Below are 17,183 nucleotides of genomic sequence, written 5' to 3'. Positions count from 1 at the left end.
TCATATAAAAGGCCTTTGATCGGTACAAGTTCGTGTCCCGAGCCAAGGACAAGAATTTGTACCGATTGCGGTATGGACAGGGTCATAATTCAATGACCGGTTAATCTCAAAAGTAGATGCTTTCCGTAGTTTCATCTGCTGTCATATGAATTACAACAGCCGATTCTCCCTAGCTCTATATTCGTTCAGCTCTCTGTACCATATCCCGTAAAACACGAGCCGTTCGGCTTTTCCGGCCATTTGCTCTACGTTGTATTCTAGCTAATGTTTTTTTGTATGCCTGAGCATCCGCTTGGATTACGAACTGCTTGGCTGCAATTCGTAATGTTCTCTTTAACAGCTTTGCTGAAGAACGTGTTGCTCTATACCGAAACCCTCTGCGCAAGACTCGGAGGGTGTTTTTGTATGTTTCCAAATCTTCAGACGGAGGCACAACGGTAAGTAAGTTAAGTGCAGAATCATTGAGTCCGTAGGTTTCCAACATGATGCGAAGGTTTTCTGTATTTAACACATCCCCTCGGAAATGGGTTGGATGCTCCTGATGGTAGCCCACGACTTCTTTCATGCAGTAAAACGGTACTTTCAAGCGGTGCAATCTATAGCCTAAATCCCAGTCCTCAAGGCCATAAAGGACAAACCTTTCGTTGAATCCTCCAACCCGTTTCAGTAGACTGCGCCGGACAGATACACACCGAGTAACAAATACCATCCAGGGAGCCACATCTGTGCTGGCAAATTGCTTGATGACACCAGGTGGCATTTGAGATGAGAAGGCAATTCGGGAAAAAGCATCTGTATGATGCATAATATCTGCTGGTGTAATCAGCGGGATAATTTCATTCGCAGCATCTAGTTCAGGACGCCATAAGTTTGATGCAGCGAGAACCGCACGACAATGTTCCTTCTCTTCAGGAGAAAAGTCTGGATAGTAGTGGGTATATGAGCCACTGAATGAATAGGGGAAGCCAGAGACAACAGCTCTGGGATGTTTGCGATGGTACTGTCGCACGGTTCGTATAAACTCGGGTAATGCCAGAAAATCAGCATCGCAAAAGATAACGTATGATCCTTTGGCATGTTGCAGCCCCAAATTCCGAATAGCAGATCTGCCGCGTTGTTCTGTCTGCGATACATAAGTCAGTGGATATGAAGCTTGAAAGGCCTCAACCTGTTCTTTTGTGCCATCTGTGGAACCATCATCAGCAACAATGACCTCAAATAAATGCTTGGGGTACGTCTGCGCCTCAAAAGCCGCCAGTGTAAGTGATAATTGATGAGCCCGGTTATAGGTTGCAATAATAATACTGTAGCGGATTGCCATATTCTTGCCTCCCTTAAAAAAGCTAAATAAAGTCAGAAAATGAAACAGACATGTACGAAGTGATATCAGTATATTCCAACTTTTTAACGGAGACTGGTTAAATACCCTATGATCTGGGAAACAGGCTTGGTCGATGTCTAATGATGTATAACCGGCAGATTCATAACATATCCATCACATGACGTCAATTCGTGAGTGGAGAGAGTGGCTCTACCGAAGGGAGTGTATCATGAAAAAAATCTGCTATGCCTTGGCTATTGTATTTCTCAGCTTAACTATAGGGTGTAGCTCAGATGGTGATAGTGGTCATGATCATGCGAATCACAAGGATCATAATCATCACTGAAATCAAAAAAAGAAATGAGCCCGGATAGGGTCATTTCTTTTTTCTCTTATGGCGAATTTTTTATTCTTCACCATCTTCGTATTCATCGTACTCATACTCATCTCCACAATCATCTGCAATGTACTCCACTTGCGGAGCTCGTTTTCTGCGACCCAGCCATTCGATTTTTTGAATGTTCGATTGAAGAATCGTAATGACTCTGCCATTCGCTTTTTTGATGTCAACGTAATCCGTGCCAACATCTAGGAGAACGCCTCTGATTTTTTCACTTTTCTCTCCAGAACTCACTTCAATGATGACACGATTACCCTTGTGACGGAACAGTTCAAAGTTCAAGTTGTTGTTTATGCCAGCTAACCGCAGCTTAATCAGTGGCTTTACCCCATCAATGACCTGAAAGCATTTATTACGATGGAGAATGTGTTTTGATATAGGCTGATGACAAGCGCAATCGTCGGGAAGATGGTTTACTTTAAGGTCACAGTTTTTGTTCAGCAGAATTCTTAGATGTTTTTTGGACTTTGATCTGGTCGATAATGCTAATTTACGGCTTGATCTTACTCGATTATGACTCATGTGATCCTCCACTTAAATGGTATTTAATGTCATGTATATGCCCAGTTCAGGAGATGTGTCTGGGCATTCGCCCGTTCTGAGTAAACTCAATAAAATTAGGCTGATGTCCAGTGCGATAGTGATAGCCGCCCATATACTGACTTTAACTGATTGCATATAGGAGGAATTATCTCGTGAACACCACATACCAAACGATTGGCATTAGCTCTCCAACGACTGCATTGCCCGAAAAACAATTTGTTGAGTTGAAAGCATGCATAGCGGAAGCGAACCATATTTTGCGATCTTTGGGCAATCCATCTCAACCGACTAATCCAAGGCAGCTTGAACTAAAACTCACTTCATTGAAAGACCAGTATGTGAGAATTCAAACGTCTTTTCGCGGAGGGTTTAGAGCATATGAAGGTTTCTTACTTCAGGCGGGGAGGAATTACATTCAATTCTGGAGTAAAGGTAGACTGCGTTATGTAACATTTGATCAACTGATTTCGATTTCATCCGAGCCCTGTGAATCTGAACTTCTTCAAGAGCCTCGTCATGTCTGCCGAAGCGAAGAACTGAATTGTGAGTTACTATATGCATTTACTGAAACTGTATCCGGAAGCGTAAAGCTGCTTAATCGGTTCTATGGCATCCCGCTAAGCATGGCCCTCCTGCAGCATGCAGGACAACAGGTCGTACTGCAACTGACAGAGCCTAAACGCAAGAAAATCGGTTGTCTGGTAAAGACGACAGAGGATAAAGTCATTATTCAACCTTCCAGTAGACACGATAAACATTGGCTTGAGTCCATCGCATTTGCTGATATCGAAATCATTTCCATTTCCAAGCAGTAAGATTATTAATTAGCATATTTACCCTCCTTGTTACCATATATTTAACTGGTTAAGTTATACCATCATCACGCAACCAAGGAGGGATAATATTGAGTTCTTTGCATTCCTATGATGATAATTATCACACACCTCAACTGAGGGAAAGTAACATTATTTTTGAAGAGCTGCTTGGACAAGAGATCATTGTCATTCTGGATGCTTCTCAGCTAAATATACTAGGACAGACATTCAGACCGATTTTTACAGGCAAGCTAGAACTCGTAAGAGGTGGCTCGATTCAATTAAATCCAGTCATTATCAAGATGCCTAATGCTCCAAACTTCCAGTTCCCAACCCCGCTAAGTTTTCCAATTGAGAATATTGCGATCTTTGCTCCTTTTGGATTAAATAACAGACTTACACTTTCTTAAGGAGGTTAGGAACGATGCTACAGCGAACAGATCATCTCAATATTAATGACCTTAGACAAGAGGCTCTCATTGCTGAATTCACTGCTTCTATCAACGGTAGAATTCTGGTTATTATTGAATCCTATCCTTTTTTTTACGTGGGTCGGATAGTGGAAGTTGAGTCAGATACGGTATCAATCCAGGTCGAAATCTGCAATGTCCCTGAGTTGGATGGTACTACGCTTCGCACGCATATTGATAACATTCAGGTTTACTTTATAGAGACACCTGAGAATCCGATTCCTGAAATACGTATATAAGAGGTGGAATGTGAAGAGGAAATTTCATATTGTTGCCATTTCGGTTCGAATTGTCGTTAACGACTTTGGAGACCACGATCCTGAAGGAAAGATGTATGTTCTCAAGGAAAATGAAGATAAGATTCGCAAGCTTATCGCCAAAAATCCTTTTACAACTGTCGATCTAGTACAACCGCTAATCATCCGGGCTAACGCAGGAGACGATATTGAAATTCTGTTTGAAAACAAGCTGGATCATCCCGCTTCCATACACATTCAGGACGTCGAATACGATGTAACCACGTCAGATGGAGCCGCAGCAGGATTCAATCCCAACACAATAGCTCAACCTGGGGGCTTCATTACGTATAGGTGGCACACAACGCTAGAAGGGATTTGTTACTTTACGGATTTTGGAAACACACTGTCTAGTGAACTGGGTACACAAGTTCACGGACTTTTTGGAGCATTAATTGTGGAGCCAAGAGGCTCCACATGGACCGACCCCCAAACAGGAAAGCCGCTACTTTCTGGTGTGTACGCTGACATACATAATCCTTTCCTGCCTTCATTTCGAGAGTATGCTTGGGTATTTCTCGATGAGATGGAGATTAAGGACTTAACCGGGGATACCCCGTTTAGTCCACATACGTTTCAACCTGAGGCAACACATGCCGTAAATTATAGGTCTGAGCCTATGCGGAATCGTCAACGTCTGATTTTAGAAGGAGTGGTATCTCCTGAGACGGAAGGCGAAGAAGTGCATCATGATTCGTGGATGTTTGGTGATCCTGTAACACCTATTCTAAGAGCCTACGTAGGTGACCCTGTTAAAATACGGCTTGTTCATGGCGGAATCAAAGAAACACATGTTTTCCATTATCATGTACATCAATGGCTGTTTGAGACAACGGATCTAGATTCCGAAATTAAAGATTCGCAGGCTATTTCTCCCCAGGCATCGTACACGGTCTCGCCACTCTATGGTGCGGGAAGTATGCAAGGGGCATTCGGAGATATCATCATACATTGTCATTTATATCCACACTTTGAAGAGGGCATGTGGGGAATGCAGCGGATTTTCAATACTCTCCAGGATGGAACTCAAAAATATCCCAATGGAATGCCGATTCATGCCCTGATACCTCTCCCAGGTCGAACTCCGCCTCCAAAGCCAACCAAGGATAAGCCAGGGTTCCCGAATTTCATTCCAGGGATTATTGGTAAGAAGGCTCCGAGACCGCCACTTGGCATCATTGGTGGACGTGAATCAACTCCACTCGAAATAAACCAGTTTGCTCCGAATGCTGTACCTGGTGCTGTATTTGTAAATCCATGTGATCCTCTTGTTAACCCGGTACGTGAATTTCACATCGTGGCGATTCAGCTTCCGATTGTGTACAACAATCAGGGCTGGCATGATCCACAGGCACGAATCTTCGTGTTGGCAGAAGATGAGGAAGCTGTATGTTCAGGAAGGAAAGCACCTGAACCTTTAACAATTCGTGCCAATGGTGGAGATTGCGTCAGACTTCGGTTTACGAATAAATTCCCCGAGGTCATCGGCGGAAATGCTTTTCAGCTGGTTAACCGCACATATGAAGCAGGTCTGCATGTTCATTTTGTTAAATTTGATCCGCTTGTCTCAGATGGTGCCAATGTCGGCTGGAATTATGATTCGGGCATACTTCCGGGTCAGACCATTGAGTATCAATGGTTTGCAGATAGTGAATTGAAATCAACCTTCTTTCACGATCATCTATTTGCTAATCAGCACCAACCACACGGTGTGTTTGCGGGAATCAATATTCAGCCCCGAGGCTCCAAGTATTTATCTTCACAGACGGGTGAAGAGATCCGTTCAGGAACACAGGCTACGATTGTTAATCCCTTTATTCCTGACTTCAGGGAGTTTACGTTAATCGTACATGACTTCGCACTATTATTCGACAAAGATGGAGTGCCTCTAAACCAGCCACCATTCCCAGGTTCTCATGAGGATCCGGGTGTGATGGGAATTAACTACAGAAACGAGCCATTGCAATTTCGTTTAAATGAGCCACACATGGACGCCGCTTATGTGTTCAGCTCTTGGGTTCATGGAGATCCAGTAACACCGCTCTTGCAGACCTATAACGGGGATCCCGTTCGAATTCGACTTCTTCAAGGAGCTCAAGAGGAGTCTCACTCATTTAATTTGCATGGCCAGCGCTGGAGGCGGGAACGGGGGGACTTGGATTCAGATTTGGTTGATCAGCAGCATATTGGTATATCGGAATCCTTTACGCTGGAATTTGCGGTCGAAGGTGTCGGTGACTTCGATATGTTATACCATTATGGATCCATAGATGATATTTGGTTAGGGAACTGGGGGATTATACGTTCCTATGAAAAAAGTGTACCGCATCTCATTCCACTACCGGATCGAAAGCGCCCTAAACCTAGAACGGAGCCATTACCAGTACCGACAGGCGAAAGACCTCCCAAAGCAGTAGAACGAGTGTTGCCTGGAATTAAACGTGCACCCGTCCGGAGTTATGATGTTGTTGCTCTACAAACACCTGTAATCTATAATCGCTTTGGTGATCAGGATCCGTACAGTATTATTTTTGCTTTAAAGGAAGATGTGAAAGATATTCTGAAAGGCAAAAAGAATCCAGAACCATTGATTATACGAGGGAACGTAGGAGAAATCGTAGAAGTTAGGCTAACGAACCAACTTCACCACCTTAAATTCCCTCCGGACGATCAGTTCTACCCGGGAGTTCCCGTTAACATGAAATATAGACCCTCCAAACGAATATCGCTGCATGCGCAAATGCTTGAGTATGATGTTCTTAGTTCAGATGGAACTACGGTTGGGTTTAATCCGGATCAAACTATCGCGCCTGGGGAGCAAATAACGTATCACTGGTATATTGATCAACAAATCGGAACCGCTGGTCTAGTCGATATGGCAGATCTTCGTAACCATAGACACCATGGTGCATTCGGAATGCTAGTCACTGAGCCACAAGGTTCCGTGTATCTTGATCCTGTAACAAGGGAGCCTACACGTACAGGAAGTCAGGTCATTATCAGTAGTGGCGGATTAAGTTTAAGAGAGTATTGCATCATCATGCATGACGGCGTAAGACTGTACAATCAGGATGGTATGCTTATTATCGATCCAGAGCCCGTAATTAACATGAATCAAGAAGCAGAGGAACAAGAGACTGAGGATTTTGAAGATCAAGGTTCACGTGGATTTAATTATCGAGCAGAACGTTTCAAGAACAGGCTTGCGATCAATCCGAATATTTCCCTTGTCTTCAGCTCCAAAGTTCATGGGGATCCAGCAACGCCTGTATTTCTCGCTTATGTTGGAGACCCTGTGGTTATCCGCATGATGTTCATTTCAGACCGGGCTAGGGCACATACAATTGTGCTTCATGGTCACCAGTGGCTAAGAAGTGATGATGACCTGAATTCGCTGCCTGTATCCTTTCAAGGTCAGCTCAGTGTAGGACACACGGATGATTTCCTATTACTCTATGGTGCAGGCGGCTCACTTGGCATACCTGGAGATTATCTGTATCGTTCAGGAAATATCAGGTGGGACATAGAACTAGGCTTATGGGGAATCTTACGAGTGCTTGATAAGCCTACTCCAGAGCTGGCACCTTTAAACCCCAGACCTCGAACTAAAAACAAACGATAAGGCACAGAAAAAGACGCCTCAGTATGATCTATGAGGTGTCTTGCCCTTCAATCGAACAAAGTTATATGAATCGTTGTTTCTCGATCCATAATACGTCCATCCATTTTACTGAAGAACAGGTTCCATTTTCTCTTAACTGTATTTCATGTTCCTTAATATCCATTAATTTGCCGCGAATTCGCGATACGTTGGTTTCGACATTTATCTTGTTTTTAATTAAAGACCTTATGTGACCAGCTAAAGTTTGTTCAAAAAATTGCTGTTTTAGATAATCCTTCTGGCTCACAGTTTTACCGAACTTAAGTAATATGTTTTGTTTCAACTCTTCATCATAAACCACCTGCTGATGCTGCTGATGGGGGATATTTACTTGATCATAAGGCTGTTCGGCGGTTTCGATTGCGCGAAATGGAATCCAGTACTTGGTGAGTAGCGAAGTTAATATCACAAAGTCTCTGCCAACGGCATCTGTCTTTGCCAATATGACTTTCTGTTCTTCGCGGCATTGAATCTTGATTTTTACGGTTTGATTTTTGTGTGATTTAAAAAAATTGGACAGCATAATTTCTTTACGGCGGGATGGATTAATTTCTCCAATAATCTGCACATTTTGATGATGAATGAATTCCTGCAGTATTTTTAGTTCATGGGATGGCAATGGACTTGCGGGTGAGCTAAACTTGCTCGAACCCGAATGCAGCATAGGGGCACACCTCCATATGTAAGATATACACTCATTTTATGAAGGGGATTTTTACCTTATTCAATTGACAGGAGGAAAACAATGAACGTTGTATTGTTTATACTTGTTAATGTGTTGTTGTGTGCAGGTTTAATTGGTAGTTATATGTATTTGAGGAGATTAAAAAACTTAATCGGGTATCATCTGGGAATGAACATCTCTATGACGGTCAGTACGGTTAGCGCACTATCTATTGGCGGATTATGGGGGTATCAATTTCCGTATTATTCGACATGGGTAACGATTATTGCCACTGTAATCGCAATGTTGATCGGCATGATTTTTGGTGCACTTGTAGATTACCAAACTATTGTGACGGGTGTGTCTGGGGGTATTATGGCTGGACTTATGTCTCCTATGGTTGTGATGCACAGTCATCACCCTGTACCTATTCTTATATTCTGTATCTTTTTATTTTTCTTCGCCATCTTAATGCTGTGTACTTCGGTAAAGGTGTGAAAGCTCTTGATTAAGGACTTTCGTCCAGGTGTGTTGTATGCTAATTCTCCTGGACGAGTTGTCCTTTGACGATCTTAGCTGGTATCGATATGTGACCACACAACTTAGCCAGACTGCGAGAAATGCCTGGTGTTAACCAATTAGGTTTTGGTGGTGACCTCAACACATTTTTGCATAAATATCACTCTTCTGAAGCCGGCTCTCTTAGTAAATGAACCGGATTTAAGTTCTTTTTTGAACATATAACCGAAGCGTTCATATAACTTTTGAGCTGAAGGGTTAGTATCAACCACTTCAAGACTGATTATAGTAATGTGCATTTTTTTTGCGAGTTTCTCAATCTCACGTAATAGTAATTTGCCAATTCCCTGGCCACGTGCTTTTTCAGACACAGCAATAGGGTCAATCTGCAGTATTTCTTCGTTGTATAAATGAAACCTTAAATAAAACGAATAAAAGAAAAACAGCCAAAGCGCTGCGAATGGAGAGTACACCTTCCGAAAAGCACTGTAAATCGCAGGTGCAAAGGCTTTTTGCCTATATTGTACCCCAGAAAGCCAACCACTTCTTCATTTCTAATTGCATATATGCCTTGTTCAAAACCCTCCCTTAACAGTGCAGTTCCTAAGGATCAAAGACGAACCGTTTCGGTGGAGTAATTCCATTGAGGTGGTCATTATACTGGAAGGTAGCATTCATGTTGCCATTGCAGACGAGAATAGAACATTAAGTTCTGGTGAGATAGAAATTTTCAATATTAATCAAGTTCATCGTCTGTTACATACACATGAAGATAATCTAATACTGCTTATTAATATCAATGCCGAATTTGCAAAGGATCATTGCGATTTATCAAAAATCTGGTTTGCTCATGAATTTGGCCCTGGAACAGATCTCGGGTTAGAACGAACAAAAGAAATAAATAAAGCAATCTGCGCATTAATAACTCCAGTAATAAACAACAAGGGTGAGCTAAAATACTTAACTTTAGTGGGTGTAACTGGAGCATTGTTGAATCTGCTTGTTACGAATTTTGATGTCAAACGAATTTTCGAAGGTAACCCCATCAAGCTACAACGAATATGGAAAATCTACGATTATTTGTTTCACAATCAAGGTTACACCAACAAGGCATCTCTGAATGAAATTGTCCAAATGACAGAGGAGTATTTAAATTTAGATTATTTATCATCTCAATTTAAGTTGTTAATAGGAGATACGCTGCAAAATTTACTCCATTACTTACGAATTGAGCACGCAATTAAACTATTATTAACGACAAATTCAAGTCTGGTTGAAATATCAATCGAGAGTGGTTTTTCTTCACCTCGATATTTTCATCAAAAATTCAAAAGGATTTTCCCAGAAGGACCGAAAGAATTTCGCCAAGATAATAAAAGAAAGCAAGAGACGATTGAGCACTGCAGAGAAATCATTGATCCGGCATTTGTTATTCCAAGGTTTGAAGGGTTGTTTAACCGCTGTGAAACACTAACCATCGAACCAAATCAATCGATTAACCTCAACCTGTTCGAATCTGATGATCAAAACTCAGCATCATTATATTTGATTAAAATATCTGACTTACTTAGAGTAAATTCAGATAAGGAGATTAATAGAATTCTTCAGGTTCATAGCTTAAGCCCGTATCAGGTTTTTGGGTTCGAAGAAATTCTGAATTTCGCGGATAGTGATATGAAGGATCTAACAAAGGTGATAAACCAATTTAGCGAGGTTAATATTCATCCTGTATTTATTGTGAGAGCGAATAACGAAGCTATGTCAGAGCAGATAACAGCAATCCAGCAACTAATTCAAAATTACGCCCTTACATACGGAGCAGAACAACTGAAGGGTTGGAGGATTGAAATTCAATAAAAAAAAGTTAAGTTAAAATTGCTGAACTTTATATAAATTAGTGCTAAAATATGGTTGGGTCAATTGAATGCGTTTACAATTCAGGAATGCCACAAAAGAAAGGTGGAGGGTTCGTTATGGAAAACGCGATGCTTCATGAACCTGTGTCCCAATGGGCACGGTTTGAACTTCGGTTGCCAGGCTCAACTGAAGGTAATCCTTATCTGGATACCGATTGGACGGTCATTTTTCGTAAAGACATGAAGGAATACAAGGTTTCCGGATTTTATGCTGGGAATGGGGAGTACATGGTCAGATTCATGCCATCCGAGCTTGGAATTTGGACATATGAGACGTTCAGCAATCTGACCGAGTTGAATGGTTTGAACGGAAGTTTCACTTGTATACAGGCAGAAGATTCAATTCACGGCCCGGTTAGAACACGAGATGAGACTCGTTTTGCTTATGCGGACGGCACGCCGTTTTATCCGTTTGGTACAACCGCTTATGCATGGATATATCAGTCAGAGACATTACGAACGGCAACGCTGAATACTCTTGCGGAAGGGGCGTTCAATAAAATTCGTATGTGTTTATTTCCGAAAAATTATTCTTTTAACGCAGAGGAACCTGAGTTCTTTCCTTTTGTCGGCTCTTCCGAAATAGGTTTTGATTATACTCGCTTTAACCCGGTTTACTGGGAGCACCTTGAGAACTGCATTGAATCACTGCTTGAGCTAGAGATTGAAGCTGATCTCATTTTGTTTCATCCATACGATAAAGGACGCTGGGGTTTCGATCGGTTGACTTCTGAGGAAGATGATCGTTATCTGCAGTACGCAATTGCACGACTGGCAGCTTACCGGAACGTCTGGTGGTCGTTGGCGAATGAATATGATTTTATGAGTGAAAAAACGATGTCAGATTGGGACAGGTTGATCAGTCTTACTGAGCAAGAAGATCCGTATGCACATCTGTTATCCATCCATAATGGCACAGCCATGTATGTTCCGGAAAGTATAGTGATGTATGATCATCGTCGTCCGGAAATTACGCATTGCAGCATTCAACACTGGGACGTCACATTAGTACCTTCTTGGAGAGCGCAATATGGGAAACCGGTGATCGTTGATGAATGTGGATACGAAGGGAACCTGCAGCAGCGATGGGGTAATCTGACCGCGCAAGAAATGACGCACCGTATCTGGGAAAGTTTTGCACGAGGTGGTTATGGCAGTCATGGTGAGACATACCTGCATCCAGAAGACGAGATCTGGTGGGCAAAAGGGGGAACGTTATACGGACAAAGCCATGAACATATTCGCTTTCTTCGTCAAGTGGCGGAACAAATGCCTTCTGACACCGCACCGATTCCGCTCCGTGACGTGCCGGTAGTTGGTGTGGAAGGTGAATTTTACTTACATTACTATGGTCAACACCAGCCAGGATACCGGGAAGTTGACCTTCCGGATGATCGAGAATTTGTTGCCGAATGGATTGACACACAGGAGATGGTAATCACAAGGCTGATTGAGACGTATCGAGGAAAAAGCCGTATTCCTTTGCCCAGCCGACCTTACTTTGCATTGCGCATATATGCCCTTCATTAATAAGTATAGTGAAATAACAGGAGAACAAATGAGTATGCAATAACACGGAGATTTTCAAGGGAACAATTAGACCGTTAGAGCAACTTGAGCATCCGATTCAAGAGAACAAAAGATGGAGTCAGTAAAACAGGATCAATCCGTTAATCTGTTTAACTTGTTTTTGACAACTGGTGTAGAGTAAGACATAGTGGCTAAGTATGAAAATGCAGATATGATAAAGTTTTGAAAGGATTAATTTATGTCAATTACAAACCAAATCCCAATCATTTCAGGCCATATGCTCGACTTGAATGACTTTAGGCTCTTCTCATTGATGGATGAAGAACATATTACAGAATTCGCACACCATGGTTTACATCGTCATGATTGTTTCGAAATGTTCTGGATTACAAAAGGTCAGGGGAGAGTACGGATCGATTTCCAGGATTACAACTTGTCTCCCAATACACTCGTATTAATCTCTCCAGGTCAGATTCACGGCTGGTTCGGAGAATATTCTGTCCAAGAGGTTGAAGGATTCATGCTTATTTTCTCATCTGAACTAATGTCCAGACAAACATCTGCGTTAGCGGGTTGGTCACCAACCACGTTATTCGAGATGATGGGTAGCAACCCTTTTCAGCGACTGAGCGAAGATCAGGCTTATATTTTTAATGAACTTTTTGGTTTGCTTTCTCGTGAAAAAGCGAGGTTTCAGAAAGATCAAACCCTTGCCGTGCGTAACTATATTGAACTACTACTCATCGAGATGAGTAGAATTGAGGATCAATGGGAGCAAAGTCATAGGGAGGAGGCGGGCTTTAAGCTTACACGGCAGTATCTATTGGCTGTAGAAACGAATTTCCGTGCAATAACAAGTGTGTCAGAGTATGCCTCCATGCTGTACGTTAGCTCTAACCATTTGAATGATTCAGTTCAAAAAACACTCGGGTGTACTGCAATTAATGTATTAAGAGAACGTCAGTTACTTGAAGCGAAGCGTCTTCTAAGTTTTTCAAGCGCAAATGTCGATGAAATCGCATCTCACATTGGCTTTCGGGATGCATCATACTTTGGACGATGGTTCAAAAAAAACATGGGGTTAACACCGACAACGTTTCGCAAATTAAATTAGTTCTATAGATTAGGCAGCCTCTCATCCACGTGGATCAGAGGTTTTTTTCTGAAAAAAGCACAAATAATCCGGACTATTTGTGGTATTTATACTTATGATATTGAAAGTGAGAATGATTATCAACTAAAATGACTGAAAAAGGAGTGAAGCTTAATGGAAGTAAATCAACTGATTAAAGAAAGACGATCTATTCGTAAATTCAGTGACCGCCCTGTACAATTGCAGCGACTAAAAGAACTATTATCCGAGGCAGAGCAGTTATCCCAAGATGAAGTACCGCCACGCTGGAGATATGTAATCGCAGTAAGCCCTGATGAACGGCTACGTCTTGCTGACTATTTAATGGAGAAGGTGGTGGAGAATCCAATTGCAAAAGTAGCTTTGTCTCCTATCCTTAAAAGCTATCACAAGCATTTTCGGCAGGTACCAGCTAGTATTATTATTATCGCACAGCAAAACGGCAATCCAATAAAAGATGAAATGACCTATGGAACTGTATGCCGAATCATACAGAATTTTCAGCTTCTCGCTTGGGACGAGGGAGTGGGCATGCTATGGATGACAGATCCAATTCTTTTGAATGAAGCCTTCTCGAAAAATGTAGGCCTCAGACAAGGTGAAAAATTCGTGGGCATTCTAAACATCGGTTACCCTGAAAAAATTCCAAAAGGTCGGCCACGGACACCTGCGGAGAAACGTTGGACTGTCATATCGTAATTTAATTAAATCAATTTATGGCTTAATAATAGTTGAAAAAGTTTAGGATTATTCATTCAGGAGGAAACAACAATGTCACTGCTTAATATGACTATAAAACCTTTAAACCGATTCGAGCAGGCTTCCCGATCAGTTCATCAAGATATTCTTCTAGAGTTACTTAATCTTGCAGTGTGGGCACCAAACCATAAGTTGAGGGAGCCTTGGAGATTTATATATTTAGATCAGGAAAGCGGTAGGAAATTAAATTGTTTGCGAGATGAACCAGCAGCTCATTTAATAATTGTGAACGAACTCAATTCAGTTCCGTCCAGACAAGCAGAAGATACAGCGGCTACGTTTTGCCTAATTCAAAATTTTCAAATACTCGCTTGGCAACACTCGTTAGCTGTAAACATTACTTTTCCCGAATGGAAATATGATAACAAAGTGCGCGAAAAACTAAAAGTAACGGACAAGGAACACATCGTTGCAGTATTAGAATTGGGGTATGTGAGGACAGAAGACATAATTGGGAATTGGAAGATGAACAAAAAAATGAACATAAATTAAACTGGAGCTTAATCGATTAAACAGAAAGTTGGCTTTGAATTAAACTAAAGAACAATGTGTTTAACGGGTACAAGAGCTCTTAAGAATAAAAGACCATTTATTCCATATCTATGATATAATACAGATCAAACAAGGCTTGTTACTGAATATTCAGGCAAAACCTATGTATAAACATGCTCAAAGTTTCTTTGGGTGTGCATATATATAGGTTTTTTTGCGTTTATTGACTTGAATACAAGCAAGCCGTGTCACACAAACGGATCATTCCATTGGAATTAGGATTCGGTACAATAACTGCCTTAGGTTATTGTAAAAAGCAGAATAGAGAGAGGTTGATACACTTGAAGGAGAAAGAGAAAAGATTATCATTTTTCAAGAAAGGACTTACCATTTTTCAAAAAATGAGTACTAAACTAATTGTAGCATTTCTTAGTGTCCTCATTATTCCAACTGCGCTTATTGGATATTATTCATATCAAAGTGCTAAAGATCAGGTTCAGCAGAAAATGACAGAGCCGATCAACACCATTCTAACGATGACAGGGCAGAACATTGACAACATTGTAGGTGCAAAAGCAGAACTGTTACATTTTATAGATTCAATGATTGAACCCGGCTCGCTTACCAAGAGCGCAGATATAATTTATACAGAGTTGGATCGATTAACCTCTACATATCCGGATATTATTTCCATTACAATTGGTAACGAGCAGGGGGAGTATTTAGCTTCCCCAGAGATTGTTGATTCAACCTATGATCCGCGTGAGAGCGATTGGTACAACAATGGAAAAAGTAATAATGGGAAGTTTTATTTTTCTAACATTATGAAGGATGAACAATCCGGTAAAATTGTTGTGAACATAGCCAAAGCTCTTGGAGAAGGAGAAGGTGTGGCCAATATTAAACTAGACTTGGATGTTCTAGCAAAAGAGTTATCCATCGTAAATGTTGGCGGAAATGGAAGTCTAGTTGTAGTAGACTCCAATCGAACGATTGCAGCCTGGGCAGGAGCGATCACGCAAGGTGGAGGAGGCGAGCTTGGTGGAGAGCTTGTTGGTGGGATTCCGCTCCAGCCGAATTCCGCTGTAACCGCTGATGAACCCATGGCATTTTCCCACTTTGTTAGAACAGATCTTGCGTATGACTTGGAAGTCTTTACTGGTGTCAATGCTTTAACAGGTTGGAATGTCATTGCTTTAATGGGGTATGAAGATTTTATAGCAGCAGCAAAACCAATTATGGTTACAAGCTATATTGTCATTGGTATTTCCGTTGTTATTGCAGGATTGATTATATTTGTTATTCTAAGATCCTTTATGCTACCTATGCAAAAACTACGCACAGCAACTCGCAATGTCCGAGATGGTAATCTGTCTGAGCGAGTTGGTCTCAAAAATAAGGACGAATTCGGGTTATTGGCAGATGACTTTGATCAAATGACCGTTACACTTCAATCGGTTGTTCGTGAACTTAATCAAACATCGTCTCATCTTAACAACTCTTCGCAAATGATACAGGAGAGCACAGAACAAACAACTTTATCTGTTCAACATGTGACTGAAACAGTGCAACAAACGGCGGAAACGGCCGTAATTGGAGCTGAAAATGCTGAACAAGCTGCAAATGCAGTTGAAGAAATGGCGCGAGGGATTAGTACAATTGCTGAGTCAGCGGGTGCGATTGTGTATTCTGCTGAAGAAACAGAGCGAGCAGTCGTGCTTGGGGGGACAACCATAACCAGTGTGCGTGTACAGATGGAACAGATTCTTGAAGCTGTTACAGAAACAACAGTATTGATTAACGAGCTGTCTACGCTCTCAACTGAAGCGAATAGAATGAACGAAGCCATTGCTGATATTTCTCGGCAAACGAATCTGCTGTCTCTGAATGCATCTATCGAAGCAGCGAGAGCAGGAGAGCATGGTAAAGGATTTGCTGTCGTTGCAGGTGAAGTTCGCCAACTATCGCTACAATCCAAACAAAGTGCTGACGAGATTGGTGCTACGATTGGTAAAATGTTAGATTTAATCGACAAGTCCACCTCATTAATGAACAAAAAAGTGCGTGATCAAGTCGGTGAAGGCATGCGCGTAAGCCAGGAAGCTTCGGTTACCATTTCAAACATTGAACAGTTTACATCTCACATTGTAGGTCAAATTCAGGATATTTCCGCTGTATCCGAGCAGTTGTCTGCAAGTACAGAACAAGTCTCTGCTACAGTTGCCGAGATGGCAAACATATCTAAAGTCTCAGCTAGTGGTGCCCAGACTACATCGGCAGCAGCTCAAGAGCAAATGGCTGCGATGGAAGAGATATCTTCATCCTCGGCACAACTCGCGAAAATGGCCGAAGATATGCAAAAGCTGGTACAACGTTTCACAGTATAGACTGATTCTGAAGATAGAGGAGAACAGAAGGAGTGTGATGGATATCTGAAAATGTTTAAAAACTTATTCTCTATGGGAGATCTTAACAGGAGTTGATCGGTTAAAAGTCGCAGTGTAATCTTGCGGCTTTTTTTGTTGTACTGGTACAAGTTCATGTGCAGACAAAACGATAATAACGTGTGCCGATTTTATTGCTCAGTTCTGAGTTCGCTTTTCTTTTAGATATTCAACAATGATAGATGTGCCGTTGAGTAACGCACAGTTCTTGAGGTATTGAC

The 17,183-nt window shown here is 41.6% G+C and carries 15 protein-coding genes; 11 read left to right on the top strand and 4 right to left on the bottom strand.

What is annotated here, in order from left to right:
• Positions 1-175: 175 nt before the first annotated feature.
• Complete coding sequence (locus M3636_RS08945; RefSeq protein ID WP_128102314.1) at positions 176-1,321, bottom strand: glycosyltransferase family 2 protein; 1,146 nt, start codon at positions 1,319-1,321, stop codon at positions 176-178.
• Between the two features lie 406 nt (positions 1,322-1,727).
• A complete protein-coding gene (locus M3636_RS08940) occupies positions 1,728-2,243 on the bottom strand; it encodes a hypothetical protein (protein WP_251382188.1) in 516 nt (171 codons plus the stop codon).
• Between the two features lie 173 nt (positions 2,244-2,416).
• Between M3636_RS08940 and M3636_RS08935 the strand changes: the two genes are divergently transcribed.
• The 4 genes from M3636_RS08935 (at position 2,417) to M3636_RS08920 (ending at position 7,467) form a co-directional block, all read left to right on the top strand.
• Positions 2,417-3,079, top strand: a complete 663-nt coding sequence (locus M3636_RS08935; protein ID WP_251382187.1) for a hypothetical protein — start codon at positions 2,417-2,419, stop codon at positions 3,077-3,079.
• An 89-nt stretch (positions 3,080-3,168) separates the two neighbouring features.
• Complete coding sequence (locus M3636_RS08930) at positions 3,169-3,489, top strand: hypothetical protein (protein WP_353056273.1); 321 nt, start codon at positions 3,169-3,171, stop codon at positions 3,487-3,489.
• Positions 3,490-3,503: 14 nt separating this feature from the next.
• Entirely contained in the window at positions 3,504-3,788 is a 285-nt protein-coding gene (locus M3636_RS08925; RefSeq protein WP_128102311.1) for a hypothetical protein, read from the top strand.
• 10 nt (positions 3,789-3,798) lie between these two features.
• Complete coding sequence (locus tag M3636_RS08920; protein WP_251382186.1) at positions 3,799-7,467, top strand: multicopper oxidase domain-containing protein; 3,669 nt, start codon at positions 3,799-3,801, stop codon at positions 7,465-7,467.
• 61 nt (positions 7,468-7,528) lie between these two features.
• Here the strand turns inward: M3636_RS08920 and M3636_RS08915 are convergent, their stop codons facing one another.
• Positions 7,529-8,170, bottom strand: coding sequence for a hypothetical protein (locus M3636_RS08915; RefSeq protein WP_251382185.1), 642 nt, complete (start codon positions 8,168-8,170; stop codon positions 7,529-7,531).
• A gap of 81 nt (positions 8,171-8,251) precedes the next feature.
• Between M3636_RS08915 and M3636_RS08910 the strand changes: the two genes are divergently transcribed.
• Positions 8,252-8,668, top strand: a complete 417-nt coding sequence (locus M3636_RS08910; RefSeq protein WP_251382184.1) for a hypothetical protein — start codon at positions 8,252-8,254, stop codon at positions 8,666-8,668.
• 140 nt (positions 8,669-8,808) lie between these two features.
• On the opposite strand, the gene M3636_RS08905 is transcribed toward M3636_RS08910, so the two are convergent.
• Positions 8,809-9,162: a GNAT family N-acetyltransferase gene (locus M3636_RS08905; RefSeq protein WP_251382183.1), complete on the bottom strand. Its 354-nt coding sequence runs from the start codon at positions 9,160-9,162 to the stop codon at positions 8,809-8,811.
• Positions 9,163-9,337: 175 nt separating this feature from the next.
• Between M3636_RS08905 and M3636_RS29740 the strand changes: the two genes are divergently transcribed.
• The 6 genes from M3636_RS29740 to M3636_RS08875 all read left to right on the top strand — a co-directional run bounded on the left by M3636_RS29740 (position 9,338) and on the right by M3636_RS08875 (position 16,905).
• A complete protein-coding gene (locus M3636_RS29740) occupies positions 9,338-10,546 on the top strand; it encodes a helix-turn-helix transcriptional regulator (protein WP_251382182.1) in 1,209 nt (402 codons plus the stop codon).
• Between the two features lie 116 nt (positions 10,547-10,662).
• Positions 10,663-12,135 (top strand): DUF5060 domain-containing protein, encoded by a 1,473-nt coding sequence (locus M3636_RS08895; protein WP_251382181.1) that lies wholly within the window; start codon positions 10,663-10,665, stop codon positions 12,133-12,135.
• A 238-nt stretch (positions 12,136-12,373) separates the two neighbouring features.
• Positions 12,374-13,249, top strand: a complete 876-nt coding sequence (locus M3636_RS08890) for a helix-turn-helix domain-containing protein (protein WP_251382180.1) — start codon at positions 12,374-12,376, stop codon at positions 13,247-13,249.
• Positions 13,250-13,402: 153 nt separating this feature from the next.
• The gene (locus M3636_RS08885; RefSeq protein WP_251382179.1) at positions 13,403-13,966 is read left to right on the top strand and encodes a nitroreductase family protein; all 564 of its coding nucleotides are present in this window, start codon (positions 13,403-13,405) and stop codon (positions 13,964-13,966) included.
• A 72-nt stretch (positions 13,967-14,038) separates the two neighbouring features.
• The gene (locus M3636_RS08880) at positions 14,039-14,518 is read left to right on the top strand and encodes a nitroreductase family protein (RefSeq protein ID WP_251382178.1); all 480 of its coding nucleotides are present in this window, start codon (positions 14,039-14,041) and stop codon (positions 14,516-14,518) included.
• A 341-nt stretch (positions 14,519-14,859) separates the two neighbouring features.
• Entirely contained in the window at positions 14,860-16,905 is a 2,046-nt protein-coding gene (locus M3636_RS08875; RefSeq protein WP_251382177.1) for a methyl-accepting chemotaxis protein, read from the top strand.
• Positions 16,906-17,183 lie beyond the last annotated feature (278 nt).

Origin of the sequence: Paenibacillus sp. MER 99-2, assembly GCF_023714095.1 — a bacterium.
Lineage (GTDB): Bacteria > Bacillota > Bacilli > Paenibacillales > Paenibacillaceae > Paenibacillus.
This window is presented reverse-complemented; position numbering and strand designations above follow the sequence as displayed.